We start from the raw sequence: 24,301 nt of genomic DNA, 5'->3' as shown, positions 1-24,301 counted from the left end.
ACGGCCCTGAAGAATTGAAGCAAGGCGAACTATAACCTCGCAACAGCGCTTAAGCCAGGGTTGCCGTCCGCGATGACAATTCACATTGCTGTAGCCGGCCGCCCTGCAGTGCGTAGCGGCGATCGACCGCCCCTGCGGGCAACGCAGCGTGGGTGGCCAGCACCACGGCGCGTCCCCGCAAGGCGCCCGCCAGATCGCTGAAGAATGCCGCTTCGGCCTCGACGTCCAGACCGGCAGTGGGTTCGTCCAGCACGATGACCGCAGCTGGCGACAACAGCGCACGCGCCAGGCACAAGCGGCGCGCCTGTCCCGCCGACAGCTGCGACCCCGTCTCCCCCGCCCAGGTGTCCAGGCCATCGGGCAGGCCACGCACGAAGTCGCCCAGCCGCGCAGCGTCCAGCGCGCGCCACAAGGCGGCGTCGTCCGCCTCGGGATCGCCGATGAGCAGATTGGTGCGCAGGGTTCCCAGGAACACGGGAGCGTCCTGCGACAGCAGCGCGATGCGCCGGTGCCAATCCGCCTGCGTACAGGCGCGCGCGTCGCAGCCGCCGAAACGCACCTGTCCCGCCTGCGGGTCTTCCAGACGAAGGAGCAGGTGCAACAGTGTCGACTTGCCCGCGCCGCTGGGTCCCACGATGGCGATCCGTTCACCAGGCGCCACGCGCAGGCTTACGCCGTCCAGCACGGGCGGACTCGCGGCCGCTCCCCGGGCGGGATAGGCAAAGCGCACGCCGTCCAGCTCCAGCGCGCCGCTCTCGGGCAAGGCGCTGGGCGTCGTCGGATCCTGCATGTCCGGCTCGCTTTGCGTGACTTCACGGATGCGTCCGGCCGCCGAGATGGCCGAGCCCATGCGCGATGCGCCCCGCATGATCGGGCCGGCCACTTCGAAAATGCCGATGACCGCCAGCAACAATCCGGCCAGCGTGGGACCTTCCATGCGCCCCATCTCCAGCGTGTCCAGGCCGAACCAGAGCAAGGCCAGCACCGATGCGCCGGCGGCGGCCTGCAGGAAAAACTGTCCCCGCGCCGCCACCCGCGCCTGGCTGCGGCGGGCGAGCGCACTGGCGTCGCACAGACGTTCGAAATGCGCGGCCGTCTGCGCCTGCGCGTGCAAGGCCACCATGTCGGCATGCCCATCCACCGCGTCCAGCGTCGCGGCGCGCAGTCCCGCCGCGCTCTCCTGGGCCGCCGCGCCAGGTTTGCGCGCGGCGCGCAGCAGCCACAAGGGCACCAGCACGCATGCGACCAGCAAGGCCAGGGCCAGCGCCAGTGCGGCGGCGGGCACCCACGATCCCAACACCGCGGTCAACACCGCTCCCGCCAGGATGGCGGTGATCAAGGGCGCCAGCACAAACAGGAAGACCGTATCGAGCGCGTCGACGTCGCCCGTCATGCGCGCCACCAGATCGCCGTCGCGATAGCGCGCCAATTGCCGCGGCGTAAGCCGGATCAAGGCCGAGAACACTTTGGCGCGCAGGTCCGCCAGCAGGCGCAGCGTGGCGGAATGGCCCACTACGCGGTCGGCGTAACGCGCCACGATGCGCAGGAACGACAAACCCCGCACCAGCGCCGAAGGCGCAAACAGATTGAACGCGCCGCCCGCCCCCGCCAGCGCCGCGCCGGTCAGGAACCAGCCCGACACGCCCAGCAGGCCCACGCCGGCCGCCACGGTGGCCAGCGCGCAGAACAATGCGAGTAAAAGCCCGCTTTTTCGGCGCACATAGAGCGGCAGGAGCAACAACAGATTCTTCATGCGTCTTCCACTTTTCCGCCAACCACCTGCAACGTCCTGCCCAGCCGGGCCGCCACCGCGGGCGCGTGCGTTGCCAGCAACAAGGTACGGCCGGCCGAGAATTCCAGGATCGCGTCCAGCACGCGCGCCTGCGTGCCTTCGTCCAGATGCGCCGTGGGTTCGTCCAGCAGGATCAAGCCCGGATCGCGCAGGAATAGACGCGCCAGCGCGACGCGCTGCGCCTGGCCGCCGGACAGGCCGTGCCCGCGGCCGCCCAGTTGCGTCGCCAGCCCTTGCGGCAGGGCCTCGGCGAACTCCAGCACGCAGGCGCGGCGCGCGGCCGCCTGCACTTCGGCATCGGAAGCCTCCGGACGCCCCAGGCGAATGTTGTCGGCGATGGATCCCGTCAGCAGCTGCGGCTTCTGCCCAATCAGCGCCACGCGCTGGCGCAGTGCCGCCTCGCCCCAATCCGGCAAGGGCACGCCGTCGATGCGGATATCGCCTTGAAACGGCCGCAGGCGCGCAATCGCCTCGATCAGGGAGGATTTGCCGATGCCGCTGGGCCCCATCAGCGCGGCATGCTCGCCGGGCGCCAAGGTCAGGCCAGCGTCCGCCAGTACCGCCTGGCTGCGGCCTGGCGCGTCAAGGTTCAAACCCGCAATGGCCAGGGCGGCGCCGGCGCCGCGGCTTTCGGAAACGCGTCCCGGGCCTGCGGCGGCCTTGCCTGCGCCAGGCGCTCCATCGGTTGCAGCATCGCCAGCCTGCGGCAAGCCATCGAACAGCAGGGAGATCTGCGAAACTGCCGCAAGCGCGGCCGCGCGATCGTGATAGTGCGCCGCGAACTGGCGCAACGGTGCATAGACCTCCGGCGCCATCAGCAGACAGAACAGCCCTGCCTGCAGAGTGAGCGGCGACCAGCGCAGATCCAGGAATCCCAGATAGGTCAATCCGATATAGACCGCCACCCCGGCCACGCCCAGCGCCGCGAAGAACTCCAGCACCGCCGATGAAAGAAACGCGATGCGCAGCACCGACATCGTGCGTTGGCGCAGCGCGTCGCTGGCCGCCACGACGGACTCGGCTTCAGCCTCGGCGCGGCCATAGAGCTTCAGGGTGGACAGACCGCGCAGCCGATCGGCAAAGAAGCCCGACAAGCGCGCAAAGGCGCGCAGGTGCCGGCGGCTTGCGCCCTGGGCGCCCCAGCCCACCAGGGCCATGAACAAGGGAATCAGTGGCGCCGTGATCAGCAGGACCAGTCCGGCAATCACGTCCATCGGCAGCAGCACCACCGAAAAAGCGACCGGCAGCATGGCGGCCGCGGCCATGGCGGGCAGGTACTTGGCAAAGAACCCGTCCAGGGCCTCGACCTGGTCCACCACTGCGCTCGCCAGTTCTCCAGACGCCTGCCCCCGGCTCCAGTACGGCCCCTTCTGCACCAAACGCCGGAAAAGCGACAGCCTCACGTGGCGCTTGATGCGCTCGGCCGCGTCCGCGCCCGCGCGCTCGCCCGCCCAGGTGATGCAGGCGCGCACCAGCATGAGCCCTGCGATAGCCAGGATGTCGCCCAGCAGCTCCTGCCGGGGCGCCTGCCTGACGATGGCCGCGTCGAGCACGCTGGCCAGCAACCAGGCCTGCACCACCAGCAAGGCGCCGCTGACCAGAGGCGCGGCGCCCGCCAGCATCAGCGGCAGCCTGGCCGTCTTGGCGAGCGCCATCAACCACCGCGACTGTTCGCGCGGCGGTTTGTTGAGGGTGGCCGAGGGATCGTGCTCGAGGCTGCTGGCGCCGCCGCTCACTCGTCGTCGCGGCTGGCGCGCGGATCATGGGTATGACCCTCGCGCAGCTCGAACCACATTGCATTGAGGATGGCGAAGGCGCACGCCAGGCCCAGACCGAGTATCCACGAGAAATACCACATGGTGGAGGCTCCTTTATCAGTATGAGTTGGGCGTGTCGCCGACCGACTCATGGGTGACCTTGCCGCGCATGACGCGGTAGACCCAAGCGGTGTAGACGGTCACGATGGGCAGGAAGATGGCGACCGCGATCACCATGATCCATAGCGTCAAGTGGCTGGAGGATCCGTCCCAAATGGTCAGGCCGGCCTGCGGCTTGGTCGACGAGGGCATGATGAACGGGAAGAGCGAAAAGCCCACCGTCAGGATCACGCCAGCGATCGACACCGACGACGCCAGGAACGCCAGCACGTTGGCGCGCACGCTAAGCAGCAGCGCCACCAGGACGGCGCCGCCCACGCCCAGCGCGGGCGCGATCCACATCAGCGGCCATTTCGCGTAGTTGGCCATCCAGGCGCCGTTTTGCACCGTCACGGCCTTGAGCATCGGGTCCGACGGACCGGCCATGTCCACCGCGCTGGTGATCACGTGGCCAGGCAAGCCGCTTGCCACCCAGAAGCCGCCCGCCGCGAACAGCGCCGCGGTCAGCAAGGCGCACAGCCTGCCCCAGTTGCGGGCGCGCGACGAGATCGGGTCTTCCGTGCGCCAGGCCAGCAACACGGCGCCGTGCATGGCCAGCATCACCACGCTGAGCACGCCGGCCAACAACGCGAACGGCATGAACAATTGGTAGAAGTGGCCTTCATAGATCGGACGCAAGGTCACCGGATCGAACGTGAACGGCACGCCCAGGATGATGTTGCCCATGGCCACGCCGAACACCAGCGAAGCCACCACGCCCGAGAAACAGAGCACGCCGTCCCAGCGGTTGCGCCAGCTGGTGCCTTCCATCTTGCTGCGGTACTTGAAGCCGACCGGCCGCAGGATCAGCGCGATCAGCACCAGCATCATCGCCAGATAGAACCCGGAGAACGACGCGGCGTACAGCAAGGGCCATGCCGCGAAAATGGCGCCGCCCGCGGTGATGAGCCAGACCTGGTTGCCTTCCCAGACCGGTCCCACCACGTTGATCACTACCCGGCGCTCGGCGTCGGTCTTGGCTACCACCGGCAGCAGCGCGGCCACGCCCAGGTCAAAGCCGTCCATGACGGCGAAGCCGATGAGCAACGCGCCCAGCAGCACCCACCAGACCACGCGCAGCGTGCCGTAGTCGAAAGGAATAAGAGTATCCATCGCTGTCTCTCCTTCAGGCCCGCACGGCAGCGTGCACAGGATCGGCGGCGGCAGCGCCGGGCGCCGGCCCATCGGATTTCGGTCCCTTCCTCACAGCGTGCAGCATCACCTTCACGCCGATGATCAGCAGCACCGTGTACAGCACCAGGAATATTGTCAGGCTGATCGCCAGGTCGACGATGGTCAGGCCGGAAGCCGCGTAGTAGGTCGGCAGCACGCCTTCGATCACCCAGGGCTGGCGGCCGTATTCGGCAACGAACCAACCGCTTTCGATGGCGACCCAGGGCAGCGGCAGGCTCCACAACGCCACCTTGAGCAGACCGCGCCGGCTGTCCAGCCGCCCGCGCGAGGCCAGCCAGAAGGCCACGCCGAAGAACAGGATCAGGTACATGCCCACCGCCACCATGATGCGGAACGCCCAGAACAGCGGCGCCACGTTGGGCACGGTATCGACGGCGGCCTTTTTGATGTCGTCTTCGGTGACCTTGCTCATGTCGGGCTGATAGCGCTTGACCAGCAGCGCATAGCCCAGGTCGGGCCAGGTCTTGTCAAACACCATGCGCGCGTCCACGTCCTTGGGATTGGCGCGGATCTTCTGCAAGGCGTCATAGGCCACCATGCCATCGCGGATGCGGTTTTCGGCGCGGCGGATCAGGTCGTCGATGCCCAGCAGCGGCGTGGTGAGCGAACGCGTGCCGATGATGCCCATGACGTAGGGAATCTCGATGGCGAAGTCGTTCTTGCGCTCGGCCTGGTTGGGGATGGCGATCAGGTTGAAGGACGCGGGGGCCGGCTCGGTGTGCCACATGGACTCGATGGCCGCGATCTTCATCTTCTGGTGTTCGGTGGTGAGGTAGCCACTTTCGTCTCCCAGCACCACGACCGACAGCGCCGAGGCCAGACCGAAGCTGGCGGCGACCGCCATCGAGCGCTTGGCCAGGTCGATGTGGCGGCCCTTCAGGAGGTACCAGGCGCTGATCGACATGACGAACATGGCGCCCGCGACGTAGCCTGCGCTGACCGTGTGCACGAACTTGGCCTGCGCCACGGGGTTGAAGATCACCGCGGCGAAGTCGGTCATCTCCATGCGCATGGTGTCGGGATTGAAGATCGAACCGACCGGATTCTGCATCCAGCCGTTGGCGATCAGGATCCACAGCGCCGAAAAATTGGTGCCGAACGCCACCAGCCAGGTCACGATCAGGTGGCTGACCTTGGACATGCGGTTCCAGCCGAAGAAGAACAGGCCGACGAAGGTCGCTTCCAGGAAGAAGGCCATCAGCCCTTCGAGCGCCAGCGGCGCGCCGAAGATGTCGCCTACGTAATGGCTGTAGTAGGACCAGTTCATGCCGAACTGGAACTCCATCACGACGCCGGTGGCGACGCCCAATGCGAAGTTGATGCCGAAGAGCGTGCCCCAGAACATCGTCATCCGCTTCCAGATGGCGCGGCCGGTCATGACGTACACGCTTTCCATGATGGCCAGGATGAACGACAGGCCTAGCGTGAGGGGGACGAAGAGGAAGTGGTAGAGCGCGGTCGCGGCAAACTGGAATCGCGACAGATTTACGACGTCGAGATCAATCATTGGGTCGCTCCCAAGCAGTTGAGGTGCCGCGGCAACCGGCATGGTTCCCAGGCCGTCTCTCGCGCCATGTTACGGGCGTTGCATACAACTTCATAGAGGTTTCCTGAAAAATCGGGGCGGATCAGGCTTAGCCCTTGCCCCGCAATTTGCCGGCGAAACCCAGCACCTTCTGCACTTTCGAACCGAGCTTCATCAGGTTCTGCAGGGTTTCTGGCGGCAGTCGTTGAACCTCATCGAACCATCCGGTGGACAGTTCGATAAGCTCCAGCATGTCGTTCATGCGTTGTTGCGCGTATGCCTCATCCGGACCCGACGGGGGTTCCAGCAAGGTGTCCCGCAGCAGGGTCAGCGTGGGATCGATTTCGCGCTTGCGCTTTTCTTCCATCAGGATGCGGAAGATCTCCCAGACGTCCTTGGGAGTTTCGAAGTAGTCGCGGCGGTCGCCGACCTGATGCATGAGCTTGACCAGCCGCCAGGACTGCAGCTCCTTCAGCCCAAGGCTGACGTTGGAGCGCGAGAAGCCGAGGGTTTCGGCAATGTCATCGGCGTTCAGCGGCTTGGGCGACAGGAACAGGAGGGCGTAGATCTGGCCGACCGTGCGGTTCACGCCCCACCGGCTGCCCATTTCGCCGAAATGCAGGACGAATCGTTCGTTTTGGGGAGACAGGGCCATGGGTTGCGCTACGCCGACAAGGCCAGGACGCGTCGCCCTGGCCGATAAAAACAGTTACACCGATTTCAGAAAATTCTGGAATTTCCGAAATTATCAAACAATCCATGCGAAAGCGCAAACCACACCGGCGGCAGGGGGATGATCGCAAGACATGATGTCGCGGCAGTGACAGACGGCTTCCGCGGGTTTGGCAAAAGCCGCGGACAAGCGCAAGCGGCCACCAGCCGGTGAGCTGGTGGCCGCTGGAAAAGGGGAAAAAGAAGCGTTAGCCGGCCTTGACGGACACCGCCGCCGACACCCGCTTGGCCTTGGCGCGAGCCGCCGCCACGTCCTCGGCCACGGCCAGGCCCACGCCCATGCGGCGCTTGACGAAGGATTCAGGCTTGCCGAAGAGACGGAGGTCGGTGCCGGGTTCGGCCAGCGCTTCGGCCACGTTGTGGAACGAGACCGCCGCGGCCTCGACCCCGCCGTAGATGACGCTGCTGGCGCCGGGCTGGCGCAGGCTGGTATCCACCGGCAGTCCCAGGAACGCCCGGGCGTGGAGTTCGAATTCGTTCTGGACCTGGGTGATCATGGTGACCATGCCGGTGTCGTGGGGACGCGGGCTGACTTCCGAGAACCAGACCTGGTCGCCGGCCACGAACAGCTCCACGCCGAAGATGCCCAGGCCTCCCAGGTTGGAGGTGACCGCCAGTGCGATGTCCCGCGAACGTTGCAGCGCGGCGGGAGACATCGGGTGCGGCTGCCAGCTTTCCACGTAATCGCCGTCGACCTGCTTGTGGCCGATGGGTTCGCAGTAGCGGGTCTCGACCTGGCCGTCGGCGCCGCGGGCGCGCACGGTCAGCAGGGTGATTTCGTAGTCGAAGCGGATGAAGCCCTCGACAATGGCGCGCCCGCCGCCCACCCGGCCGCCCTCCTGGGCGTAGCGCCAGGCGGATTCGACGTCGTCAGCGCTCTTGATGACGGATTGGCCCTTGCCCGAGGAGGACATGACCGGCTTGATGACGCAGGGATAGCCGATGCCGCCGTCGATGGCCGCGCGCAGTTCTTCTTCGGTGTCGACAAATCGGTACGGCGAGGTCGGCAGCCCCAGGGTTTCAGCCGCCAGCCGGCGGATGCCCTCGCGGTTCATGGTCAGCTGGGCCGCGCGCGCGGTCGGCGTCACCCGGGCCACGCCCGCCTCTTCCAGCTCCACCAGCAAATTGGTGGCAATGGCTTCGATTTCGGGGACAATAACGTGGGGCCGTTCCTGTTCGATGACCTTGCGCAGGGCCTGCGGGTCCGTCATCGAGACCACATGCGCCCGGTGCGCCACCTGGTGGCCCGGGGCGTCGGCATACCGATCCACGGCAATGACTTCCACGCCCAGCCGCTGCAGGGCAATGATGACCTCTTTGCCCAATTCGCCGGACCCGAGCAGCATGACGCGGGTGGCCAAGGGGGACAAAGGCGTGCCAAGGACGGGGCTGGAAATGCTGGACATGGAGCGGGCCTGGAAAAAAGTTGGAAAGCCGTTGAAATGACCCGCCAGCATGCCATACGCCCTTTCCGGGGGCAAACCCGCATACTGATATTAAAATCCACGTATGACTGACCATCCCACAACATCGTCCGAGACCGCGCTGGCATCTGCGCGCAGAACGCTGCAGATCGAATGCCAGGGCCTGATGGACCTGTCCGCCCGGCTGGACGACAGCTTCACGCAGACCGTCGCGATGCTGCTGGCCTGCCGCGGCCGGGTGGTCGTCAGCGGCATCGGCAAGACCGGCCACGTGGCCCGCAAGATCGCGGCGACCCTCGCCTCGACCGGCACGCCGGCCTTTTTCGTGCACGCCGCCGAGGCCGTCCACGGCGATCTGGGCATGATCACCCAGGATGACGTCCTCATCGCGATTTCCTATTCCGGCTCCGGTCAGGAACTGCTGACGATCCTGCCTGTCGCCCGCCGCATGGGCGCCAAGCTGGTCGCCATCACCGGCAATCCGCAGTCCGAACTGGCCCGGCTGGCCGACGTCCACCTGGACGCCAGCGTGGCGCAGGAAGCCTGCCCGCTGAATCTGGCGCCCACGGCCAGCACCACCGCTGCGCTGGCCCTGGGCGATGCCCTGGCCGTCGCCTGCCTGGAGGCCCGCGGCTTCGGCCCGCAGGATTTCGCCCGTTCGCACCCGGGCGGCGCGCTCGGCCGCCGCCTGCTGACCCATGTGCGCGACGTCATGCGCCAGGGCGACGCCCTGCCCATCGTAATGGCCGGCACCCCGGTATCCCAGGCGCTGGAAGTCATGTCCGCCAAGGGCATGGGCATGACCGTCGTAACCGACGCGCAGCGTCGCCCCCTAGGCATCTTCACCGACGGCGACCTGCGCCGCCTGATCGCCCGGCAGGGCGACATCCGCAGCCTGACCGTCGAATCCGGCATGACGCGCTCGCCCCGCAGCATCACTCCCGACGCGCTGGCCGTCGAGGCGGCCCAGCAAATGGACAAACTACGGCTCAACCACATGCTCGTGCTGGACAGCGACGGCGTTCTGCTCGGCGCCCTGCACATGCATGATCTGATGGCCGCCAAAGTGGTATGAATATGACTCTTTCTGTACCCGTGACGCATCCGGCCGAAGCGCTGGTCCTGGCCCGCATCCCCGCCGGCGTGCGCGAACGCGCCGCCGCAGTGCGCCTGATGGTGTTCGACGTGGACGGCGTGCTGACCGACGGCAGCCTCTATTACGGCGACAACGGCGAACTCCAGAAGCGCTTCAACGCGCTGGACGGCCACGGACTGCGCCTGCTGATGGAAGGCGGCCTGAAGGTTGCGCTGATGACCGGGCGCTCCGGCCCCATCGTGGCGCGCCGCGCCGCCGAGCTGGGTATCGCCGAGGTCATCCAGGGCGTACGGGACAAAGGCGGCGCCCTGGCCGAACTTGCGCAGCGCAGCGGTGTCCAACTGAACCAGACCGGCTACATGGGCGATGACGTCATCGACCTACCGGCCCTGCAGCGCGCCGGCTTCGCCGCCAGCGTGCCGAACGCGCCGGGCTACGTCAGCCAGGCCGCCCACTGGGTCTCCACGCACACCGGCGGCAACGGCGCCGTGCGCGAATGCTGCGACCTGCTGCTGGCGGCCCAGGGACGCCTGGGCGCCTTCCTGGCGGCGCCTGGCCTGCTTGGCCCGGGCGCCATCCAATGACCGCCAGGACAACCCATACGCCCTTGCGGCAGACCCGATGAAAGAACGTTTTCCCTCCCTGATCGCGCTGTTCCTGCTGCTGGTGCTGGTCGCCAGCTCGTGGTGGGCGGCGGATTACGCGCAGCGGGCCATCCAGACGGATCCGCCGCGCCGCGTCACCCACGAAATGGACGCCTGGTCGCGCGACTTCGTCATGCTGCGCACCGACCCGAACGGCAAGCCCATCAACCGGCTGGAAGGCGACTACGCCGAACATTTCCCGGATGACGATTCCTACCATGTGACCTCGCCGCGCGCCGTGGGCCAGCGCGAGGACAACCCCATCACCGTGGCCGTCTCCAAGACCGCCGTGATGGAGCAAGGCGGCAAGCGCATCGTCATGAACGGCGACGCCCACGTGCGCCGCCAGCCGGACGCCAATAACGACCTGCTGGACGTGCGCAGCCAGCAATTGATCATCCTGCCCGACGACGACGTGGTCTACACCGACCTGCCGGCGGAAGTCATCAAAGGCCGTTCGCGCATGAACGGCACGGGCATGCACTACAACAACAAAACGCGCCAACTGCAGGTTTCGGCATCGACCGATGTGGAAATTGCCGGTTCCGAAGGCAGGCAGCAACGCCGGACCGAAATTCCCGCCAACAACACTGACCAGAAAAAACCATGACCGACCTCCGGATTCTCCTTGCCCCGACGACCCGCTTGCTCGGCGCCATCCTGCTGACGGCCTCGGCACTGGCCCCAGCCCATGCCGCGGATCCGGCGCCCAAGGCAGCGACGCCGGCGGAAGAGCCCAGCACGCTGATCCTGTCGGACACCCTGCACTACGACGACGTGAAGAAGAAGAGCGTCTTCACCGGCAACGTCAACATGACGCGCGGCCTCATGACCCTGACGTCCGACGTGCTGGAAATGAACGAAGACGCGCAAGGCAACCAATACGGCACGGCCACCGCCAACAAGGGCAAGATCGTGACCATCCGCCAGGAACGCCCGGAAACCTTCGAGCTCATCGAAGGCACCGGCCTGCGCGCCGAATACGACGGCACCAAGAGCACCTTCGACCTGATCGGTCAGGCGGTCGTGATCCGCTACGTCTGTGGGAAACCGTTCGATACCATTCGCGGCGAGCGGGTACGCTACAACGAGAAGACCGGCACCTACGAAGCCCATGGCGGCCCCAACTCCGCCGCGGCCGGCGGCCGGGTCCGTTCGGTGGCTGAACCGCGCGCCAAGTCGGACGCAGCCATCGCCGAATGCCGCAAGCAGCAGGCAGCCAAGAAGGGGCGTTGAACGCCTCCCATGCAACACCACTCGCAGCCACGATGAACCAACCTTCAGTGCCGACTCCGGTAACCTCCGCGCCCTCGGGCGTCAAGCAGGGCAGCCTGCGCGCAACTGGTTTGCGCAAGACCTATAACGGCCGGACCGTGGTACAGGACGTATCCCTGTCCGTGGTCAGCGGCGAAGTGGTGGGCCTGCTCGGCCCCAACGGGGCTGGCAAAACCACCAGCTTCTACATGATCGTGGGCCTGGTGCCCGCGGATGCGGGCCGCATCGAGATCGACGGTTCCGTCATCACTTCGATGCCGATCCACAAGCGCGCGCACATGGGCCTGTCGTACCTGCCCCAGGATGCTTCCGTGTTCCGCCGCCTGACGGTGGAACAGAACATCCGCGCCGTGCTGGAACTGCAATTGGGGCCGGATGGACGTCCGCTGTCCACGCCCAAGATCAACGAGCAGATGGAATCGCTGCTGGAAGAACTGCAGATCGGCCACATCCGCAGCAACGCCGCGATCTCCCTGTCGGGCGGCGAACGCCGCCGCGTGGAAATCGCGCGCGCGCTGGCCACCAGCCCGCGCTTCATCCTGCTGGACGAGCCCTTCGCCGGCGTGGACCCCATCGCCGTGATCGAGATTCAGCGTATCGTGCGCTTCCTGAAGGGCCGCGGCATCGGCGTGCTGATCACCGACCACAACGTGCGCGAAACCCTGGGCATCTGCGACCGCGCCTACATCATCAGCGAAGGCAAGGTTCTGACCGACGGCCATCCCGATGAAATCGTGGGCGATCCCGCCGTGCGCCGAGTCTATCTGGGAGAGCATTTCCGCATGTAATGCGGCCCTGGGGAAGACCCCTAGGCGCCGCCTGCGCAAAGCCGCATGCACCCTGGGGCCTCAGCCATAAAAATGCCATGAACTTGCGCTAGGTCAGCTTGTTTTATCGGCCCGAGTCTATACACTAGTACTAAACGAACCCGCTCAATCAAGGAGAACGCCTAACGAATCAGCCGCGCTTTTTGCGCACCCTTTTTTCCTCTTTTAGAAGGAGAGCACACTATGAACCTGAGCATCTGCGGTCGTCACCTCGACGTCACCCCGGCCATCCGGGAATATGTCATGAACAAACTGGCGCGAGTGCTGCGGCATTTCGATCACGTCATCGATACCCAGGTCATGCTCTCGGTAGAGCCCCTGCGGCATAGAGCCGAAATCACCATGCGTCTAAGCGGTAAGGACATTCATTGTGAAGCAACCGATGAAAACCTCTATGCAGCCATAGACCTTCTTGCTGACAAAGTCGACCGTCAGGTCATCAAGCACAAGGACAAGGTACGAAGTCACACGGCGGAGTCCGTGAAGCGGCAAGCGGCAAATCTAACGCCACCCCAGCAGTAACGCGCTTCATGAGCACTCGCACTGCGAGACTAGCTAAACAGCGATTCTAGAAATCCTGCCTGAGTCCCGGTGTCCCGCTAGACGCAACGTCCAGCTGGGGCATCGGCAAACTTCCCCTCCTTGTAGTACCTCCCGCAGTACCCCCCCTTATTTGTCCCCTATTCCCGGTTCCGCCGGCGATTCCGTTTTTCCAGGTTTCCGACGCTTTCCCCAGGGCCAACCCCGCCGCCGGGAGCAAGAATGCCCACAATCCGCCGCTATCGGTCTATGCTGTCGCTCTTGCCGCCCCATGATGCGACCGAGCCGAGGACGCATCTCAGAGGCCGATTATTGCAGTGCGTCATATAACCATATAATGACCCGATGAATCATTTGTCGCGCATCCTACCCGCCGGCAACGTCGTGCTCGATATGCTCGCAACGAGCAAGAAACGTGCGTTCGAACAGGCCGGCCTTCTCTTTGAAAACAACCATGGCCTGGCGCGCGCGCTCGTCTTCGACAGCCTGTTCGCCCGGGAACGCCTGGGCTCCACCGCGCTCGGGCAGGGCGTGGCGGTGCCGCATGGCCGGGTGAAGGGCCTGGAACAGGCCCTGGCGGCCTTCATCCGCCTGGCCCAGCCCATCACTTTCGATGCGCCTGACGGGCAGCCCGTGTCGATGCTGCTTTGCCTGCTGGTGCCGGAAACGGCCACGCAGCAGCACCTGGACATCCTGGCCGAACTGGCGCAGCTCATGTCGAACAAGGCCTTGCGCGAGGCCCTGGCCACAGAGCCCGATCCCGCTGTCGTCCACAAGATGCTCACGACCGGCCAACTCTGAACTCCACGCGGAAGCGCAGCCATGCTCACGGTGCAGGAACTCGTCGACGACAACGCCGACAAAATCCCCTTTAACTGGATTTCCGGCCAAGGCGCCGCGGACCGCGCAATTCCCGACGACGGCATGTCGGCCGCGGACCTCGTCGGCCACTTGAACCTGATCCATCCGTCCCGCATCCAGGTGTTCGGACAGGAAGAGCTGGCGTACTACACCCGCTTCGACCTGCGCCGCCGCATGCATCACATGGACGAGCTGCTGATCGGCGGCGTGCCCGCGATCCTGCTGGCCGACGGCCTGACCCCGCCGCAAGACCTCATCGACCAGTGCGACCAGCATCAGGTGCCGCTGCTCTCCACGCCGGTGGCGGCCGCGCAGTTGATCGACCTGCTGCGCATCTACCTGGGCAAGAAGCTGGCGCCCACCACCACCGTGCACGGCGTGTTCCTGGACGTGCTGGGACTGGGCGTGCTGATCACCGGCGAATCCGGCCTGGGCAAGAGCGAACTGGCGCTGGAACTGATCTCGCGCGGACACGGCCTGGTGGCCGACGATGCCGTGGAGTTCTCGCGCACGGCCCCCAACATGATCGAAGGCCACTGTCCGCAGCTGCTGCAGAACCTGCTGGAAGTGCGCGGCCTGGGCCTGCTCGACATCCGCACCATCTTCGGCGAGACCTCCGTGCGCCGCAAGATGCGCCTCAAGCTCATCGTGCACCTGGTGCGCGCCACCGCACAGGACAAGTTCGAGCGCCTGCCGCTGCAGGACATCACGCAGGACATGCTGGGCCTGCCGGTGCGCAAGGTCATGCTGCAAGTGGCCGCGGGCCGCAACCTGGCGGTGCTGGTCGAGGCCGCCGTGCGCAACACCATCCTGAAGCTGCGCGGCATCGACACGCTGGGCGAATTCATGGAACGCCAGGCCATGGCGATCCTGCAAAGCAGCAAGTAGGCGCACATCGGCCGGCGGCACCTTGAGCCTGTATGAAACTCTGGCCGCCGAGATCGCCAAGTCGATCCGCGACGGCGTATTGCGCGCGGGCGACAAGCTGCCCTCCGTGCGGGACGCGTGCGCGGCGCGCGGCCTCAGTCCGTCGACGGTGTTCCAGGCCTACTATCTGCTGGAAGCGCGCGGCCTGATCCGGGCGCAGCCGCGCTCCGGCTATTACGTCAACGCCCCTGCCGCATCCCTGCCGCCCGAACCCGGCGCCTCCAGTCCGGACGGAGAATCGACGGAGCTCGCGATCAGCGAACGCATCTTCGACATCCTCGGCTCGGTGCGCAACCGAGACGTGACGCCGCTGGGCTCCGCCTTCCCTTCCCCGCTGCTGTTTCCGCTGCCGCGGCTGGCCCAGGCCATGGCCGTGCATCTCAAGCGCCAGGATCCGCTGGACACGGTGGAAGACCTGGCGCCGGGCAATCCCGGCCTGCGCCGCCAGATCGCGCTGCGCTACCTGATCGGCGGCATCAACGTGCCGGCCAGCGACATCGTCGTCACCAACGGCGCGCTGGAAGCGCTGAATCTCTGCCTGCAGGCGGTCACGCAGCCCGGCGACACGGTCATGGTCGAGGCCCCCACGTTCTATGGCGCCTTGCAGGCGCTTGAGCGCCATGGACTGAAGGCGCTGGAAATACCGACGCATCCGCGCACCGGCATCGACCTGGACGCGATGCAGGCCGCCATCGAGCGTCATGCGCCGCGCGCCTGCTGGCTGATGACGCAATTCCAGAACCCGCTGGGCAGCCTGATGCCCGATGAGAAAAAGCGGCAACTGGTCCAGCTGCTTGCACGCCACGACATTCCGTTGATCGAAGACGATGTATACGGCGAGCTGTATTTCGGATCGGTGCGCCCGGTACCCGCCAAGGCCTATGACACCCAGGGGCTGGTGCTGCATTGCTCGTCGTTTTCGAAGTGCCTGGCGCCGGGCTACCGCATCGGCTGGACCTCGGCCGGCCGCTACACGCAACGCGTGCAGCGCCTGAAACTGTCGTCGACGCTATCGGCGTCCGGCCCCGCCCAGGGCGCCATCGCCGAATACCTGGAGCAGGGCGGCTATGACCGCCACCTGCGCCGCCTGCGCGAAACGCTGCAGACACAGCAGCAGCGCATGGCCGAGGCGATCGCCCAGGAATTCCCGGCCGGTACGCGCGTGACGCGTCCGCAAGGCGGGTTCTTCCTGTGGCTGGAACTGCCGGCCGCGGTGGATGCGCTGACGCTGCATCGCCAGGCGCTGGCGCGCGGCATCAGCGTGGCGCCGGGACCGATCTTTTCGGCCAGCGGCCAGTTCGGCAGCGCGCTGCGCCTGAACTACGGGCATCCTTGGGACGCCGCTGCGCAGGCGGCCATCCGCGTGCTGGGGGAGTTGGCGCGCGAGGCCTGCGCGCAGGCCATCAGGGCGCGCTGATTCCGCGTCAGTTCAGCGTCGATGCGGCGCGCGCCCGCTTGACTTCCAGCGGTGTCACGCCGCCCGCCTCATTGCCCCAGCTATTGCGGATGTACGTCACCAGCATCGCGATGTCGCCGTCGTTGAGCAGTTGTCCGAAGGGCGGCATGCCGTGCGGCCGCGGATTCGCCGCCGTAGCCGGAGCGTAGCCGCCATCCAGCACCATGCGGATCGCGTTGACGGGCGACGGCGCCGTCACGGTCGGATTGCCGGCCAGCGCGGGCCACGCCGTGCCGCTGCCTTCGCCCGCGGATTGATGGCATTGGACACATTGCTGGCGGTAGATCTTGCCGCCCAGCTCCATGGCCGCCGGCGCGACAGCCGTCCGCGTGCGTTCCGTTGAGGCCGCCGTGGCGGGCAGGGATTTGATGTAGACGCCGATGGCCAGCGCGTCAGCGTCGGTCAGGTGCTGTGTGCTGCCCAGCACCACTTCGGCCATGGGCCCGCTGGCGCTGGAATGCTTGGAAATGCCAGTCTTGAGCAAGGCCGCGATGTCTTCGGCGGACCACCTGCCCATGCCGGTTTCCATGTCGTTGGTGAGCGGCGGAGCGTACCAATCCAGCACCGGAATCACGCCGCCGGCCAATGGGTCGGCCGAACGCAGCGCCCCCAGGCTGTTGCGCGGCGTATGGCAGGCGGCGCAATGCCCCAGCCCTTCGACCAGATAGCGGCCGCGGTTCCACTGCACCGATTGCCCCGCGTCGGCCTCCTGCACGCCCGGCTTGAAGTACAGCGCGCGCCAGGCGGCCAGCAGCGCCCGCTGGTCATAGGGGAATTCCATCTCGGGCGGCCGGTTGGGCTGGTCCACGGGCGCCACGGTACGCAGATAGGCGTACAACGCGTCGGAATCGGCGCGCGTCACGCGCGTGTATTCGGTGTAGGGGAAAGCGGGATACAGCAACGTGCCGTCGCGCGATTTGCCGTTGTGCAGCGCCTGCCAGAAATCATCCGCGGTCCACGCGCCTATGCCGGTTTCTTCGTCGGGCGTGAGGTTCGGGCCGTAGACCGTACCGAACGGCGTGGGGATGGGCGTGCCGCCCGCCAGCGCCTTGCCGCCGCGGCTGGTGTGGCAGGCCATGCAATTGCCGGCAAGCGCAAGGTAGCGGCCGCGCTCCACCAGCGTCGCGGTATCGGCCGCGGCCGCGGCGGGACCGGTGCTGGCGTCGTCGCGCGTACCGAACCAGTAGAGGCCGCCGAGGGCGACGACCGCGAGCAGCAACAGGAGGGACAGGACTTTCTTCATGATCGACATCCGGCCTCTCCCTTACCGTTGCGCCTGGCTGCCGCATTCCGCGGGCAGGCGTATCGAACCCGCGGCCTCTGGCGCGTAGGGTTCCACGACGGGTTGCGAGGACAGCCACGCGGCCAGCGCGCCGATGTCCTGGGGAGTGAGTTTGTTGGAGATGTCGGCCATGCAGTCCGGCTCGGCCGCCCGGCGCAGGCCGTTCTTCCAGCTGCCGATCTGCGAACCGATGTAGTCGCGCGGCAGCCCAAGCAAGCCGGGAATGGCGGGCAGCACGCCGCCCAGGGCGGCGCCGTGACAGGCGGCACAGGCGGGCAGGCCGCGCGCCGCGTCGCCATCCAGGGCCAGCTTGCGCCCGGCTTCCAGCGTGGCGGCGGAGACATCGGCGCGGGTCGGCGCCGGATACGGCACATGCTGCGAAGAGAAATACGCGGCGATCTCGCGCAGGTAGTCGTCGGGCAGCCCGGTCAACAGGTGCGTCATGGGCCGGTACTGACGCCGGTCGTCGCGGAAATTGAGCAACTGGTGGTACAGGTACTCCTGCGGCTTGCCGGCCAGGCGCGGATAGTAGCCATCGGCGCCGGCCTTGCCCTGCGCGCCATGACAGGCCGTACAGGCGGCAGCCCGGGCGTCCATGGTGTCCGGACGCAGGATTTCCTGGGGCGCGGGCTGGGCCGGCGCGGGCGCTGCGAGGAAGGCGGCAGCCACCCCAAATAGGGAAATTGCCCAAAAACGCGGCAGTGAAACACTACGAAAGGAAATGAAGGCTAACATCTAGGTCGAATTCCATTCCCCCGAAACGCATGACGGCGGGGCGCGTATGTGAATCTGTCGAGTATCCGGCCCCCAGCTTACGCCAGGGGGACCAAAGCGGTACAGGCGCAGATTGGCAGTTTACGGCCATATCAGATGTCATCCCGCCGGCATCGTCCTCGAAAAGCGTGCCACAATCATGTCCATGTTGAAAGTCGTCCTCGTCACCGGCATCTCAGGCTCAGGCAAGTCCGTCGCCCTGCGCATGCTTGAGGACGCAAGCTATACCTGCGTCGACAACCTGCCGGTGCGGTTCCTGACCGAGTTCATCGCCAACGCCCGGGATGACGGCATGGAGCGCGTAGCCGTCGCCATCGACGTCCGCTCCCCCGGCGAACTGGCCGAATTGCCCGACGTAGTCACCGCGCTGCGCGCCATGGGCACCAGCCTGCGCGTGGTCTTCCTGGACGCCAGCACGGAAACGCTGGTGCAGCGCTATTCCGAATCGCGCCGCCGCCACCCGCTGACCGACCGTCTGCAGCATGGCGGCAAGACCCCGACGCTGTCCGAGTGCATCGCCCTGGAACGCGAACTGCTCGCGCCGCTGCGCGAGCAGGAACACGTCATCGACACCTCGGACCTGACGCCGGGCCAGTTGCGAGTCTGGATCCGCGACCTGATCAAGGCCGACCGCGCGCCGCTGGTGCTGACCTTCGAATCCTTTGCCTACAAGCGCGGCGTGCCGCGCGACGCGGACCTGGTGTTCGACGTGCGCTGCCTGCCCAATCCCTACTACGACCGCGACCTGCGGCCGCTGACCGGCCGCGACGAGCCCGTGGCCGCCTGGCTGGCGGGCTTTGACCTGGTGGGGCAGATGATCGACGACATCGCCGGTTTCCTGAACCGCTGGCTGCCGCAATACACGCAAGACACCCGCAATTACCTCACGGTCGCCATCGGCTGCACCGGCGGCCAGCACCGTTCGGTCTATGTGGTCGAACAGCTGGCGCTGCGCTTTGCCGACCACGACCCGCTGCTGGTGCGCCATCGCACCCAACTGCCTGACGAATCCGCATGACCCTGTCCCGCCCGACCCGCCTGTTCGTGATGCTGCTGCTGGCCATTGCCGTGGCTGGCTGTTCTTCCACCGGCGGACGCAAGAAGGGCGGCGGGTATTACAAGGACGACGGGCCGGACGCGAATCCGCCCTCGAACCTGGACCAGGTGCCCGACGCGGTGCCCAGGATCGAACCCTACGCCAGCGGCGCGAACCGGCCGTATGTGGTGTTCGGCCAGCGCTACGTGCCGGACACCAGCGGCCAGCCCTACAAAAAGCGCGGCACCGCCTCGTGGTATGGCAAGAAGTTCCACGGCAATTCCACGTCCATCGGCGAGTCCTACGACATGTACGCCATGACGGCCGCCCACACCACGCTGCCGCTGCCCAGCTACGCCCGCGTCACCAGCATGGTCAACGGCAAGACCATCATCGTGCGGGTGAACGACCGCGGCCCGTTCCACAGCGACCGCATCATGGACCTGTCCTATGTCGCGGCGTACAAGCTGGGCATCATCGGCCCCGGCAGCGGCCAGGTGATCGTGGAAGCCATCCCCCAGGACGAGATCCGGCGGCTGGCCTCGCAAGGCGCGCCCGCCACGGCCGCACCCGAACCCGCATCGGCGACGGGCTCCTCGCCAGTGGCCGCGCCCATCGCCGCCGTGCCGGTGGCGCTGGCGGCTGAACCCCTGCCCGGGCCCGCACCCGGTTCAGCGCCGGTGCGCCAGCCGGCCGCAGGCGGCATCGGCAGCGTCTACCTGCAAGTGGGCGCGTTCAGCCAGCCGGCCAACGCGCAATCGCTGGTCAGCCGCATCAACACGCAGCTGGGCGCCGCAGGCGCGCCGCCCGCGTCGGTCGAGCAGTCAAATAACCTCTATCGGGTCAAGATCGGCCCCTACCCCGACCGGCAGAGCGCCTTGGACGCCGTGCAGATCGTGTCGGACCGCATCGGCATCCTGCCCAGCATCGCCTCGCAGTAGCAAGCCTTGGCAGTAGCAAGCCTCAAAAGTCAGCCTCAAGACCTATCGAGGCTGCCCGCCTACCAAGGCAGTTCGGCCTGCCCGTCGCACACGCGGCGCGCGCTAGCGCTGCGGCTGCGGTAGCGATTGCCTTCATGCGCCAGCAAGGCCTGCTTGCGCGGCAGGCCGCCGCCGAAGCCGGTCAGCGAGGTGTCGGCCCCAATCACACGATGGCAGGGAATGATGATGCTGATCGGATTGCGCCCGACGGCGCCGCCGACCGCCTGCGCGCCCTTGGGCCGCCCCACGGTGCGCGCCAGATCGCCGTAGCTGGCCAGCACGCCGAACTCCAGATCGCACAGGGCATGCCAGACCTGGTGCTGGAAAGTGGTGCCGACGGGGTCCAGCGCCACGTCGAAGACGCGGCGCTGGCCCGCGAACCATTCTTCCAGTTCGCAGCGCGCCTGCTCCAGGATGGGATCCGAGTCCGTGAGAATCCAGCCATCCGCCGCGGGCAGCAGTTCCTGGTCGGTGAACCAGGCGCCGCGCAGGCCCTTGGGACTGGCGACCAGGCGCATGTCGCCCAGCGGCGTAGGAATGTCGCGATAGACCAGGCGTTCGTCGGGATCCGCGGGCTTGTTGGACACGATAGTCGAATACACCATGCCTTACTCCGCCGATTTCTTGCGGGCCAGCGCCCGGTTGTACAGCACGTCCCGCGGCAGGCCGGAAACCTTGGCGGCCACGCGCGCGGCATCGCGCAGCGACAGCGACTCCAGCAAGGCGTCCAGCAGCGCATCGGTGCGCGGATCGGCTTCTTCATCCGCTTCCTGTTCAGCGGGCGCGTGCGCGATCAGCACGAATTCACCCTGCTCGCGGTGCGTATCCGCGGCCAGCCAGGCTGCGCCCTCGCCCATCGGGAAGGTCGCGATCTCTTCGAAGCGCTTGGTCAGTTCGCGCGCCACGGTCAGGAGCCGGTCCGGACCGCACACTTCCAGCAGGTCGGCCAGCGTAGCCGCGAGCCGATGCGGCGATTCGAACATGACGATCGGCGCGGGCAAGGCGCACCAGGTGCGCAGCCAGCGCTGGCGCGCTGCCGCCTTGGGCGGCGGAAATCCGGCAAAGGCATAGCCCGGGTTTTCGTCGGTGGTGACGCCGCTACCCATCAGCGCGGCGATGACCGCACTGGGACCGGGTACCGGCACCACGCCGAAGCCGGCTTCACGCACGGCACGCACGATGCGTGCGCCCGGATCGCTGACGGCGGGTGCGCCGGCGTCCGATACCAGCGCCACGCGCTGGCCCTGGGCCAACCGTTCGCAGATGGCCTGGGCCGCGGCGGCTTCATTGTGGCGGTGGGCGGCCATGAGCGGCGTGCCCACGCCCCAGGCGTCCAGCAGGGCGCGGCTGGCGCGCGTGTCTTCGGCGGCGATCACGTCGGCCCGCTGCAAAGCGTGCCAGGCGCGCAGCCCCAGGTCGCCCAGGTTGCCGATCGGCGTGGCCACGACATACAGCGTCGAGGCAGGCCAATGCTGCCCCGCCACGCGTTCAGAAACGCGGGACCAGGCATCTCCGGCAGGGGGAGGTGAGACATTTTGATTCATTGCAGCCTACAGACACGGGAAACCATGTCAGTGTAGCCGCCTATGCCCGCCACTTCCGGAGCACCCATGACGGACGACACCTTGCGACTGGCCTGCGAACTGGCCCTGGCGGCCCGCCGCCGCGCCGCCAGGCGCCGGCGCCGTTCCACCCGCGCAGCGCCCGCGGATCGTCCGCCGCCACGGCGCTCGCCCGCCCAACGCAAGGGCGACCACCACGAGGACGCCGCCTTGCGCCTGCTGCAGTCGCGCGGCCTGGTCCTGCTGGCGCGCAATCTGCAGACCCGCGCCGGCGAGATCGACCTGGCCATGCGCGACGGCGACACGCTGGTGTTCGTCGAGGTCCGATCGCGTGGGCCCAGCCGCTACGGTGGCGCCGCGGCCAGCATCGGGCCGGACAAGCAGGCCCGGCTGTCCCGCGCCGCGGCCCACTGGCTGCCGGAGCTGGCCCGGCGCCACTGGCGCGGCAGACTGCCGGCGGCGCGCTTTGACGCGGTCGTCTTCGACGCCGGCGATCCCCAGTGGCTGCGCGGCGCATTCTGGCAGGCCTGAAGTCCGCCCCTCCCCCGGTAACGACCTGCCTAACAGTCGTTACGCCTGGACAGAACCACGCCTCGGCCCCGTGAGATAATCGCGCCCATGGATATGACCTCTCGTATGACGTCGCACTTTCGCGACGCCATGGCTGCGTGCGAACAAAGCATGAACGTCCTGGCCGAGCCGCTGGCAGTGGCGGTGGACGTGCTGTTCGGCGCCCTGGCAAACAACGGCAAGATTCTGGCTTGCGGCAATGGCGGCTCGGCCGCCGATGCGCAACATTTCATCGCCGAACTGGTGGGCCGCTTCGAACGCGAACGCCTGCCCCTGGCCGGCATCGCCCTCAACACCGACACCTCGATCCTCACCGCGGTGGGCAACGATTACGGCTTCGACGAGATCTTCGAACGCCAGGTCAACGCCTTCGGCCAGGCCGGCGACGTGCTGGTAGCCATATCCACCAGCGGCAATTCCCCCAACGTGGTGCGCGCCATGGAAGCCGCCAGCGCCCGCGAAATGCACGTGCTTGCCCTGACCGGCAAGGGCGGTGGCGTGATGGGGGAACTCATTACGCCGATGGACGTCCATCTATGTGTTCCCAGCGATCGCACGATGCGCATCCAGGAAGTCCATATTCTGCTGCTGCACGCGCTGTGCGACGGCATTGACGCTCTTCTGCTTGGAGACACCGAATGATTTCTGACGTCCGTACCGCAGTCCGCCCGTTGATGCTCGCCGCGGCGCTCTCCACCGCCGCGCTCTCGCTGTCGGCCTGCGCGCCCCTGATCGTGGGCGGCGCGGCCGCCACCACCGCGGTCGTCGTGACGGACCGCCGCACCTCCGGCATCCAGCTCGAAGACCAGAACATGGCGTTCAAGGCGCAGAGCCAGATCTCGCAGAAGCTGGGCGACACCGCCCGCGTCAATGCCATGGCCTACGGCGGCCACCTGCTGCTGACCGGTGACGTGCCCACCGAAGAAGCCAAGAACCAGGCCACCGCCATCGCCCAGGGCGTGGAAAACGTCAAACAGGTCATCAACCAGTTGAACGTCGGCCCCATCGCCTCGTTCGGCACGCGCTCCAACGACACCTGGCTGACCTCCAAGGTCAAGACCGCCCTGCTCAACACCAAGTACGTGCCGTCCGGCACCATCGCGGTCACCACCGACCACAGCGTGGTCTACCTGATGGGCAAGGTGACGCAGGCCGAAGGCGAATATGCCGCCAACGCCACCGCCGACGTCGGCGGCGTGGCCAAGGTGGTTAAACTGTTCGAGACGATCAGCCGCGAGGAAGCCATCCGGCTGTCGAATACCGGTTCAAAGTCCAACACTTCCACGGAAACCAAAGCGCCCATCGAAAGCGGCGCCGGCGCAAGCAGCGATAACGCGGCCGGCACCAGCAGCGGCGTAGAGGCCATGCCCATCAAATGAAGAAAGCCATCATCGCGTTGGCCGTCCTGGTGGCGGTCGGCATCGGCGCCTGGTTCGTCATGCGCCCCGCCCAGACCGCGCCCGACGTCACCTTCACCACGCTGGAAGGCAAGACCTTCTCGATGCAGGATCTGCGCGGCAAGGTCGTGCTGGTCAAGTTCTGGGCCACCAGCTGCGTGACCTGTGTGAAGCAGATGCCGGAAACGATCTCGGCCTACAACGAGTACGCCGCCAAGGGCTACCAGGCGGTCGCGGTCGCCATGAACTACGACCCGCCCAACTTCGTGCTGAACTTCGCCGAAACGCGCAAGCTGCCCTTCCCGGTGGCCCTGGACACCAAGGGCGACATTGCCCGGGCCTTCGGCGACATCCGCCTCACGCCCACGGCCTTCCTGATCGACAAGCAAGGCCGCATCATCAAGCGCTACCTGGGCGAATACGACGTGGCGGAATTCCATGCCACCGTGGAAAAGGCCCTTGCGGCAGGCTGAGCGCCCCAGCCCCACAAA

26 protein-coding genes are annotated in these 24,301 nt (G+C 66.7%); 15 read left to right on the top strand and 11 right to left on the bottom strand.

Annotated elements, in window-relative coordinates; all coding sequences use genetic code 11:
* Nucleotides 1-49: 49 nt before the first annotated feature.
* The 7 genes from cydC to purT form a co-directional block, all read right to left on the bottom strand.
* A complete protein-coding gene (cydC, locus tag HV793_RS09315) occupies nt 50-1,753 on the bottom strand; it encodes a thiol reductant ABC exporter subunit CydC (RefSeq protein WP_054457755.1) in 1,704 nt (567 codons plus the stop codon).
* Entirely contained in the window at nt 1,750-3,528 is a 1,779-nt protein-coding gene (gene cydD / locus HV793_RS09310; RefSeq protein WP_175213033.1) for a thiol reductant ABC exporter subunit CydD, read from the bottom strand. Before cydD ends, cydC begins: the two co-directional genes overlap by 4 nt.
* On the bottom strand, nt 3,525-3,650 hold the full coding sequence (gene cydX / locus HV793_RS09305) for a cytochrome bd-I oxidase subunit CydX (protein WP_043546919.1): 126 nt from the start codon (nt 3,648-3,650) through the stop codon (nt 3,525-3,527). The genes cydD and cydX overlap by 4 nt, the downstream gene beginning before the upstream one ends.
* A 16-nt stretch (nt 3,651-3,666) precedes the next feature.
* Entirely contained in the window at nt 3,667-4,821 is a 1,155-nt protein-coding gene (gene cydB, locus HV793_RS09300) for a cytochrome d ubiquinol oxidase subunit II (protein WP_054457758.1), read from the bottom strand.
* A gap of 13 nt (nt 4,822-4,834) precedes the next feature.
* Entirely contained in the window at nt 4,835-6,409 is a 1,575-nt protein-coding gene (locus HV793_RS09295) for a cytochrome ubiquinol oxidase subunit I (RefSeq protein ID WP_119450190.1), read from the bottom strand.
* 127 nt (nt 6,410-6,536) lie between these two features.
* Nucleotides 6,537-7,082: a GbsR/MarR family transcriptional regulator gene (locus tag HV793_RS09290; protein WP_059378283.1), complete on the bottom strand. Its 546-nt coding sequence runs from the start codon at nt 7,080-7,082 to the stop codon at nt 6,537-6,539.
* Nucleotides 7,083-7,347: 265 nt separating this feature from the next.
* Nucleotides 7,348-8,565, bottom strand: a complete 1,218-nt coding sequence (gene purT, locus HV793_RS09285; RefSeq protein ID WP_054457792.1) for a formate-dependent phosphoribosylglycinamide formyltransferase — start codon at nt 8,563-8,565, stop codon at nt 7,348-7,350.
* Nucleotides 8,566-8,668: 103 nt separating this feature from the next.
* On the opposite strand from purT, the gene HV793_RS09280 reads away from it, so the two are divergent.
* The 9 genes from HV793_RS09280 to HV793_RS09240 all read left to right on the top strand — a co-directional run bounded on the left by HV793_RS09280 (nt 8,669) and on the right by HV793_RS09240 (nt 16,170).
* On the top strand, nt 8,669-9,658 hold the full coding sequence (locus tag HV793_RS09280) for a KpsF/GutQ family sugar-phosphate isomerase (protein WP_175213032.1): 990 nt from the start codon (nt 8,669-8,671) through the stop codon (nt 9,656-9,658).
* Nucleotides 9,655-10,263 carry a KdsC family phosphatase gene (locus HV793_RS09275; RefSeq protein WP_082401242.1) on the top strand — a complete coding sequence of 203 codons (609 nt, stop codon included), beginning with the start codon at nt 9,655-9,657 and terminating at the stop codon, nt 10,261-10,263. The genes HV793_RS09280 and HV793_RS09275 overlap by 4 nt, the downstream gene beginning before the upstream one ends.
* Nucleotides 10,264-10,300: 37 nt before the next feature.
* Nucleotides 10,301-10,933, top strand: coding sequence for an LPS export ABC transporter periplasmic protein LptC (gene lptC, locus HV793_RS09270; RefSeq protein ID WP_054457763.1), 633 nt, complete (start codon nt 10,301-10,303; stop codon nt 10,931-10,933).
* Complete coding sequence (gene lptA, locus HV793_RS09265) at nt 10,930-11,559, top strand: lipopolysaccharide transport periplasmic protein LptA (RefSeq protein WP_054457764.1); 630 nt, start codon at nt 10,930-10,932, stop codon at nt 11,557-11,559. Before lptC ends, lptA begins: the two co-directional genes overlap by 4 nt.
* Nucleotides 11,560-11,591: 32 nt before the next feature.
* The gene (gene lptB / locus HV793_RS09260) at nt 11,592-12,386 is read left to right on the top strand and encodes an LPS export ABC transporter ATP-binding protein (protein WP_054457765.1); all 795 of its coding nucleotides are present in this window, start codon (nt 11,592-11,594) and stop codon (nt 12,384-12,386) included.
* Between the two features lie 222 nt (nt 12,387-12,608).
* The gene (hpf, locus tag HV793_RS09255; RefSeq protein ID WP_013396726.1) at nt 12,609-12,947 is read left to right on the top strand and encodes a ribosome hibernation-promoting factor, HPF/YfiA family; all 339 of its coding nucleotides are present in this window, start codon (nt 12,609-12,611) and stop codon (nt 12,945-12,947) included.
* Between the two features lie 363 nt (nt 12,948-13,310).
* The gene (locus tag HV793_RS09250) at nt 13,311-13,766 is read left to right on the top strand and encodes a PTS sugar transporter subunit IIA (protein WP_006389881.1); all 456 of its coding nucleotides are present in this window, start codon (nt 13,311-13,313) and stop codon (nt 13,764-13,766) included.
* A gap of 21 nt (nt 13,767-13,787) precedes the next feature.
* Nucleotides 13,788-14,714 carry an HPr(Ser) kinase/phosphatase gene (gene hprK / locus HV793_RS09245; RefSeq protein ID WP_013396727.1) on the top strand — a complete coding sequence of 309 codons (927 nt, stop codon included), beginning with the start codon at nt 13,788-13,790 and terminating at the stop codon, nt 14,712-14,714.
* A gap of 22 nt (nt 14,715-14,736) precedes the next feature.
* Nucleotides 14,737-16,170 carry an aminotransferase-like domain-containing protein gene (locus HV793_RS09240; protein WP_119450189.1) on the top strand — a complete coding sequence of 478 codons (1,434 nt, stop codon included), beginning with the start codon at nt 14,737-14,739 and terminating at the stop codon, nt 16,168-16,170.
* A 7-nt stretch (nt 16,171-16,177) separates the two neighbouring features.
* Here HV793_RS09240 and HV793_RS09235 read toward each other — a convergent pair whose 3' ends face one another.
* Both HV793_RS09235 and HV793_RS09230 read right to left on the bottom strand, forming a co-directional pair.
* The gene (locus HV793_RS09235; RefSeq protein ID WP_175213031.1) at nt 16,178-17,461 is read right to left on the bottom strand and encodes a c-type cytochrome; all 1,284 of its coding nucleotides are present in this window, start codon (nt 17,459-17,461) and stop codon (nt 16,178-16,180) included.
* Nucleotides 17,462-17,473: 12 nt separating this feature from the next.
* The gene (locus HV793_RS09230) at nt 17,474-18,226 is read right to left on the bottom strand and encodes a c-type cytochrome (RefSeq protein ID WP_175213030.1); all 753 of its coding nucleotides are present in this window, start codon (nt 18,224-18,226) and stop codon (nt 17,474-17,476) included.
* A 184-nt stretch (nt 18,227-18,410) separates the two neighbouring features.
* Between HV793_RS09230 and rapZ the strand changes: the two genes are divergently transcribed.
* Both rapZ and HV793_RS09220 read left to right on the top strand, forming a co-directional pair.
* Entirely contained in the window at nt 18,411-19,283 is an 873-nt protein-coding gene (rapZ, locus tag HV793_RS09225; protein WP_054457793.1) for an RNase adapter RapZ, read from the top strand.
* Nucleotides 19,280-20,242 (top strand): septal ring lytic transglycosylase RlpA family protein, encoded by a 963-nt coding sequence (locus HV793_RS09220; protein ID WP_054457769.1) that lies wholly within the window; start codon nt 19,280-19,282, stop codon nt 20,240-20,242. The genes rapZ and HV793_RS09220 overlap by 4 nt, the downstream gene beginning before the upstream one ends.
* 59 nt (nt 20,243-20,301) lie before the next feature.
* Here HV793_RS09220 and HV793_RS09215 read toward each other — a convergent pair whose 3' ends face one another.
* Together HV793_RS09215 and rsmI are read right to left on the bottom strand one after the other, a co-directional pair.
* Nucleotides 20,302-20,886: a methylated-DNA--[protein]-cysteine S-methyltransferase gene (locus tag HV793_RS09215; RefSeq protein WP_054457770.1), complete on the bottom strand. Its 585-nt coding sequence runs from the start codon at nt 20,884-20,886 to the stop codon at nt 20,302-20,304.
* A gap of 3 nt (nt 20,887-20,889) precedes the next feature.
* Nucleotides 20,890-21,825 (bottom strand): 16S rRNA (cytidine(1402)-2'-O)-methyltransferase, encoded by a 936-nt coding sequence (gene rsmI / locus HV793_RS09210; RefSeq protein WP_125471788.1) that lies wholly within the window; start codon nt 21,823-21,825, stop codon nt 20,890-20,892.
* A gap of 66 nt (nt 21,826-21,891) precedes the next feature.
* On the opposite strand from rsmI, the gene HV793_RS09205 reads away from it, so the two are divergent.
* From HV793_RS09205 to HV793_RS09190, 4 genes are all read left to right on the top strand, one after another.
* A complete protein-coding gene (locus tag HV793_RS09205; RefSeq protein ID WP_175213029.1) occupies nt 21,892-22,374 on the top strand; it encodes a YraN family protein in 483 nt (160 codons plus the stop codon).
* A gap of 87 nt (nt 22,375-22,461) precedes the next feature.
* The gene (locus HV793_RS09200) at nt 22,462-23,055 is read left to right on the top strand and encodes a phosphoheptose isomerase (protein ID WP_054457773.1); all 594 of its coding nucleotides are present in this window, start codon (nt 22,462-22,464) and stop codon (nt 23,053-23,055) included.
* Nucleotides 23,052-23,792, top strand: coding sequence for a BON domain-containing protein (locus HV793_RS09195; protein ID WP_119450186.1), 741 nt, complete (start codon nt 23,052-23,054; stop codon nt 23,790-23,792). Before HV793_RS09200 ends, HV793_RS09195 begins: the two co-directional genes overlap by 4 nt.
* Nucleotides 23,789-24,283 carry a peroxiredoxin family protein gene (locus HV793_RS09190; RefSeq protein WP_054457775.1) on the top strand — a complete coding sequence of 165 codons (495 nt, stop codon included), beginning with the start codon at nt 23,789-23,791 and terminating at the stop codon, nt 24,281-24,283. Before HV793_RS09195 ends, HV793_RS09190 begins: the two co-directional genes overlap by 4 nt.
* Nucleotides 24,284-24,301: the final 18 nt, after the last annotated feature.

Origin of the sequence: Achromobacter aegrifaciens (genome assembly GCF_902859965.1) — a bacterium.
Classification (GTDB): domain Bacteria; phylum Pseudomonadota; class Gammaproteobacteria; order Burkholderiales; family Burkholderiaceae_B; genus Achromobacter; species Achromobacter aegrifaciens.
This window is presented reverse-complemented; position numbering and strand designations above follow the sequence as displayed.

Excerpts from the sequence above, each read along its gene's own strand:
- cydC (WP_054457755.1), bottom strand. The coding sequence starts at position 1,753 with ATGAAGAATCTGTTGTTGCTCCTGCCGCTCTATGTGCGCCGAAAAAGC.
- cydX (WP_043546919.1), bottom strand. The coding sequence starts at position 3,650 with ATGTGGTATTTCTCGTGGATACTCGGTCTGGGCCTGGCGTGCGCCTTC.
- cydB (WP_054457758.1), bottom strand. The coding sequence starts at position 4,821 with ATGGATACTCTTATTCCTTTCGACTACGGCACGCTGCGCGTGGTCTGG.
- HV793_RS09295 (WP_119450190.1), bottom strand. The coding sequence starts at position 6,409 with ATGATTGATCTCGACGTCGTAAATCTGTCGCGATTCCAGTTTGCCGCG.
- HV793_RS09290 (WP_059378283.1), bottom strand. The coding sequence starts at position 7,082 with ATGGCCCTGTCTCCCCAAAACGAACGATTCGTCCTGCATTTCGGCGAA.
- purT (WP_054457792.1), bottom strand. The coding sequence starts at position 8,565 with ATGTCCAGCATTTCCAGCCCCGTCCTTGGCACGCCTTTGTCCCCCTTG.
- HV793_RS09280 (WP_175213032.1), top strand. The coding sequence starts at position 8,669 with ATGACTGACCATCCCACAACATCGTCCGAGACCGCGCTGGCATCTGCG.
- HV793_RS09275 (WP_082401242.1), top strand. The coding sequence starts at position 9,655 with ATGAATATGACTCTTTCTGTACCCGTGACGCATCCGGCCGAAGCGCTG.
- lptC (WP_054457763.1), top strand. The coding sequence starts at position 10,301 with ATGAAAGAACGTTTTCCCTCCCTGATCGCGCTGTTCCTGCTGCTGGTG.
- lptA (WP_054457764.1), top strand. The coding sequence starts at position 10,930 with ATGACCGACCTCCGGATTCTCCTTGCCCCGACGACCCGCTTGCTCGGC.
- lptB (WP_054457765.1), top strand. The coding sequence starts at position 11,592 with ATGAACCAACCTTCAGTGCCGACTCCGGTAACCTCCGCGCCCTCGGGC.
- hpf (WP_013396726.1), top strand. The coding sequence starts at position 12,609 with ATGAACCTGAGCATCTGCGGTCGTCACCTCGACGTCACCCCGGCCATC.
- HV793_RS09250 (WP_006389881.1), top strand. The coding sequence starts at position 13,311 with ATGAATCATTTGTCGCGCATCCTACCCGCCGGCAACGTCGTGCTCGAT.
- hprK (WP_013396727.1), top strand. The coding sequence starts at position 13,788 with ATGCTCACGGTGCAGGAACTCGTCGACGACAACGCCGACAAAATCCCC.
- HV793_RS09235 (WP_175213031.1), bottom strand. The coding sequence starts at position 17,461 with ATGTCGATCATGAAGAAAGTCCTGTCCCTCCTGTTGCTGCTCGCGGTC.
- HV793_RS09230 (WP_175213030.1), bottom strand. The coding sequence starts at position 18,226 with ATGTTAGCCTTCATTTCCTTTCGTAGTGTTTCACTGCCGCGTTTTTGG.
- rapZ (WP_054457793.1), top strand. The coding sequence starts at position 18,411 with ATGTTGAAAGTCGTCCTCGTCACCGGCATCTCAGGCTCAGGCAAGTCC.
- HV793_RS09220 (WP_054457769.1), top strand. The coding sequence starts at position 19,280 with ATGACCCTGTCCCGCCCGACCCGCCTGTTCGTGATGCTGCTGCTGGCC.
- HV793_RS09215 (WP_054457770.1), bottom strand. The coding sequence starts at position 20,886 with ATGGTGTATTCGACTATCGTGTCCAACAAGCCCGCGGATCCCGACGAA.
- rsmI (WP_125471788.1), bottom strand. The coding sequence starts at position 21,825 with ATGAATCAAAATGTCTCACCTCCCCCTGCCGGAGATGCCTGGTCCCGC.
- HV793_RS09205 (WP_175213029.1), top strand. The coding sequence starts at position 21,892 with ATGACGGACGACACCTTGCGACTGGCCTGCGAACTGGCCCTGGCGGCC.
- HV793_RS09200 (WP_054457773.1), top strand. The coding sequence starts at position 22,462 with ATGGATATGACCTCTCGTATGACGTCGCACTTTCGCGACGCCATGGCT.
- HV793_RS09195 (WP_119450186.1), top strand. The coding sequence starts at position 23,052 with ATGATTTCTGACGTCCGTACCGCAGTCCGCCCGTTGATGCTCGCCGCG.
- HV793_RS09190 (WP_054457775.1), top strand. The coding sequence starts at position 23,789 with ATGAAGAAAGCCATCATCGCGTTGGCCGTCCTGGTGGCGGTCGGCATC.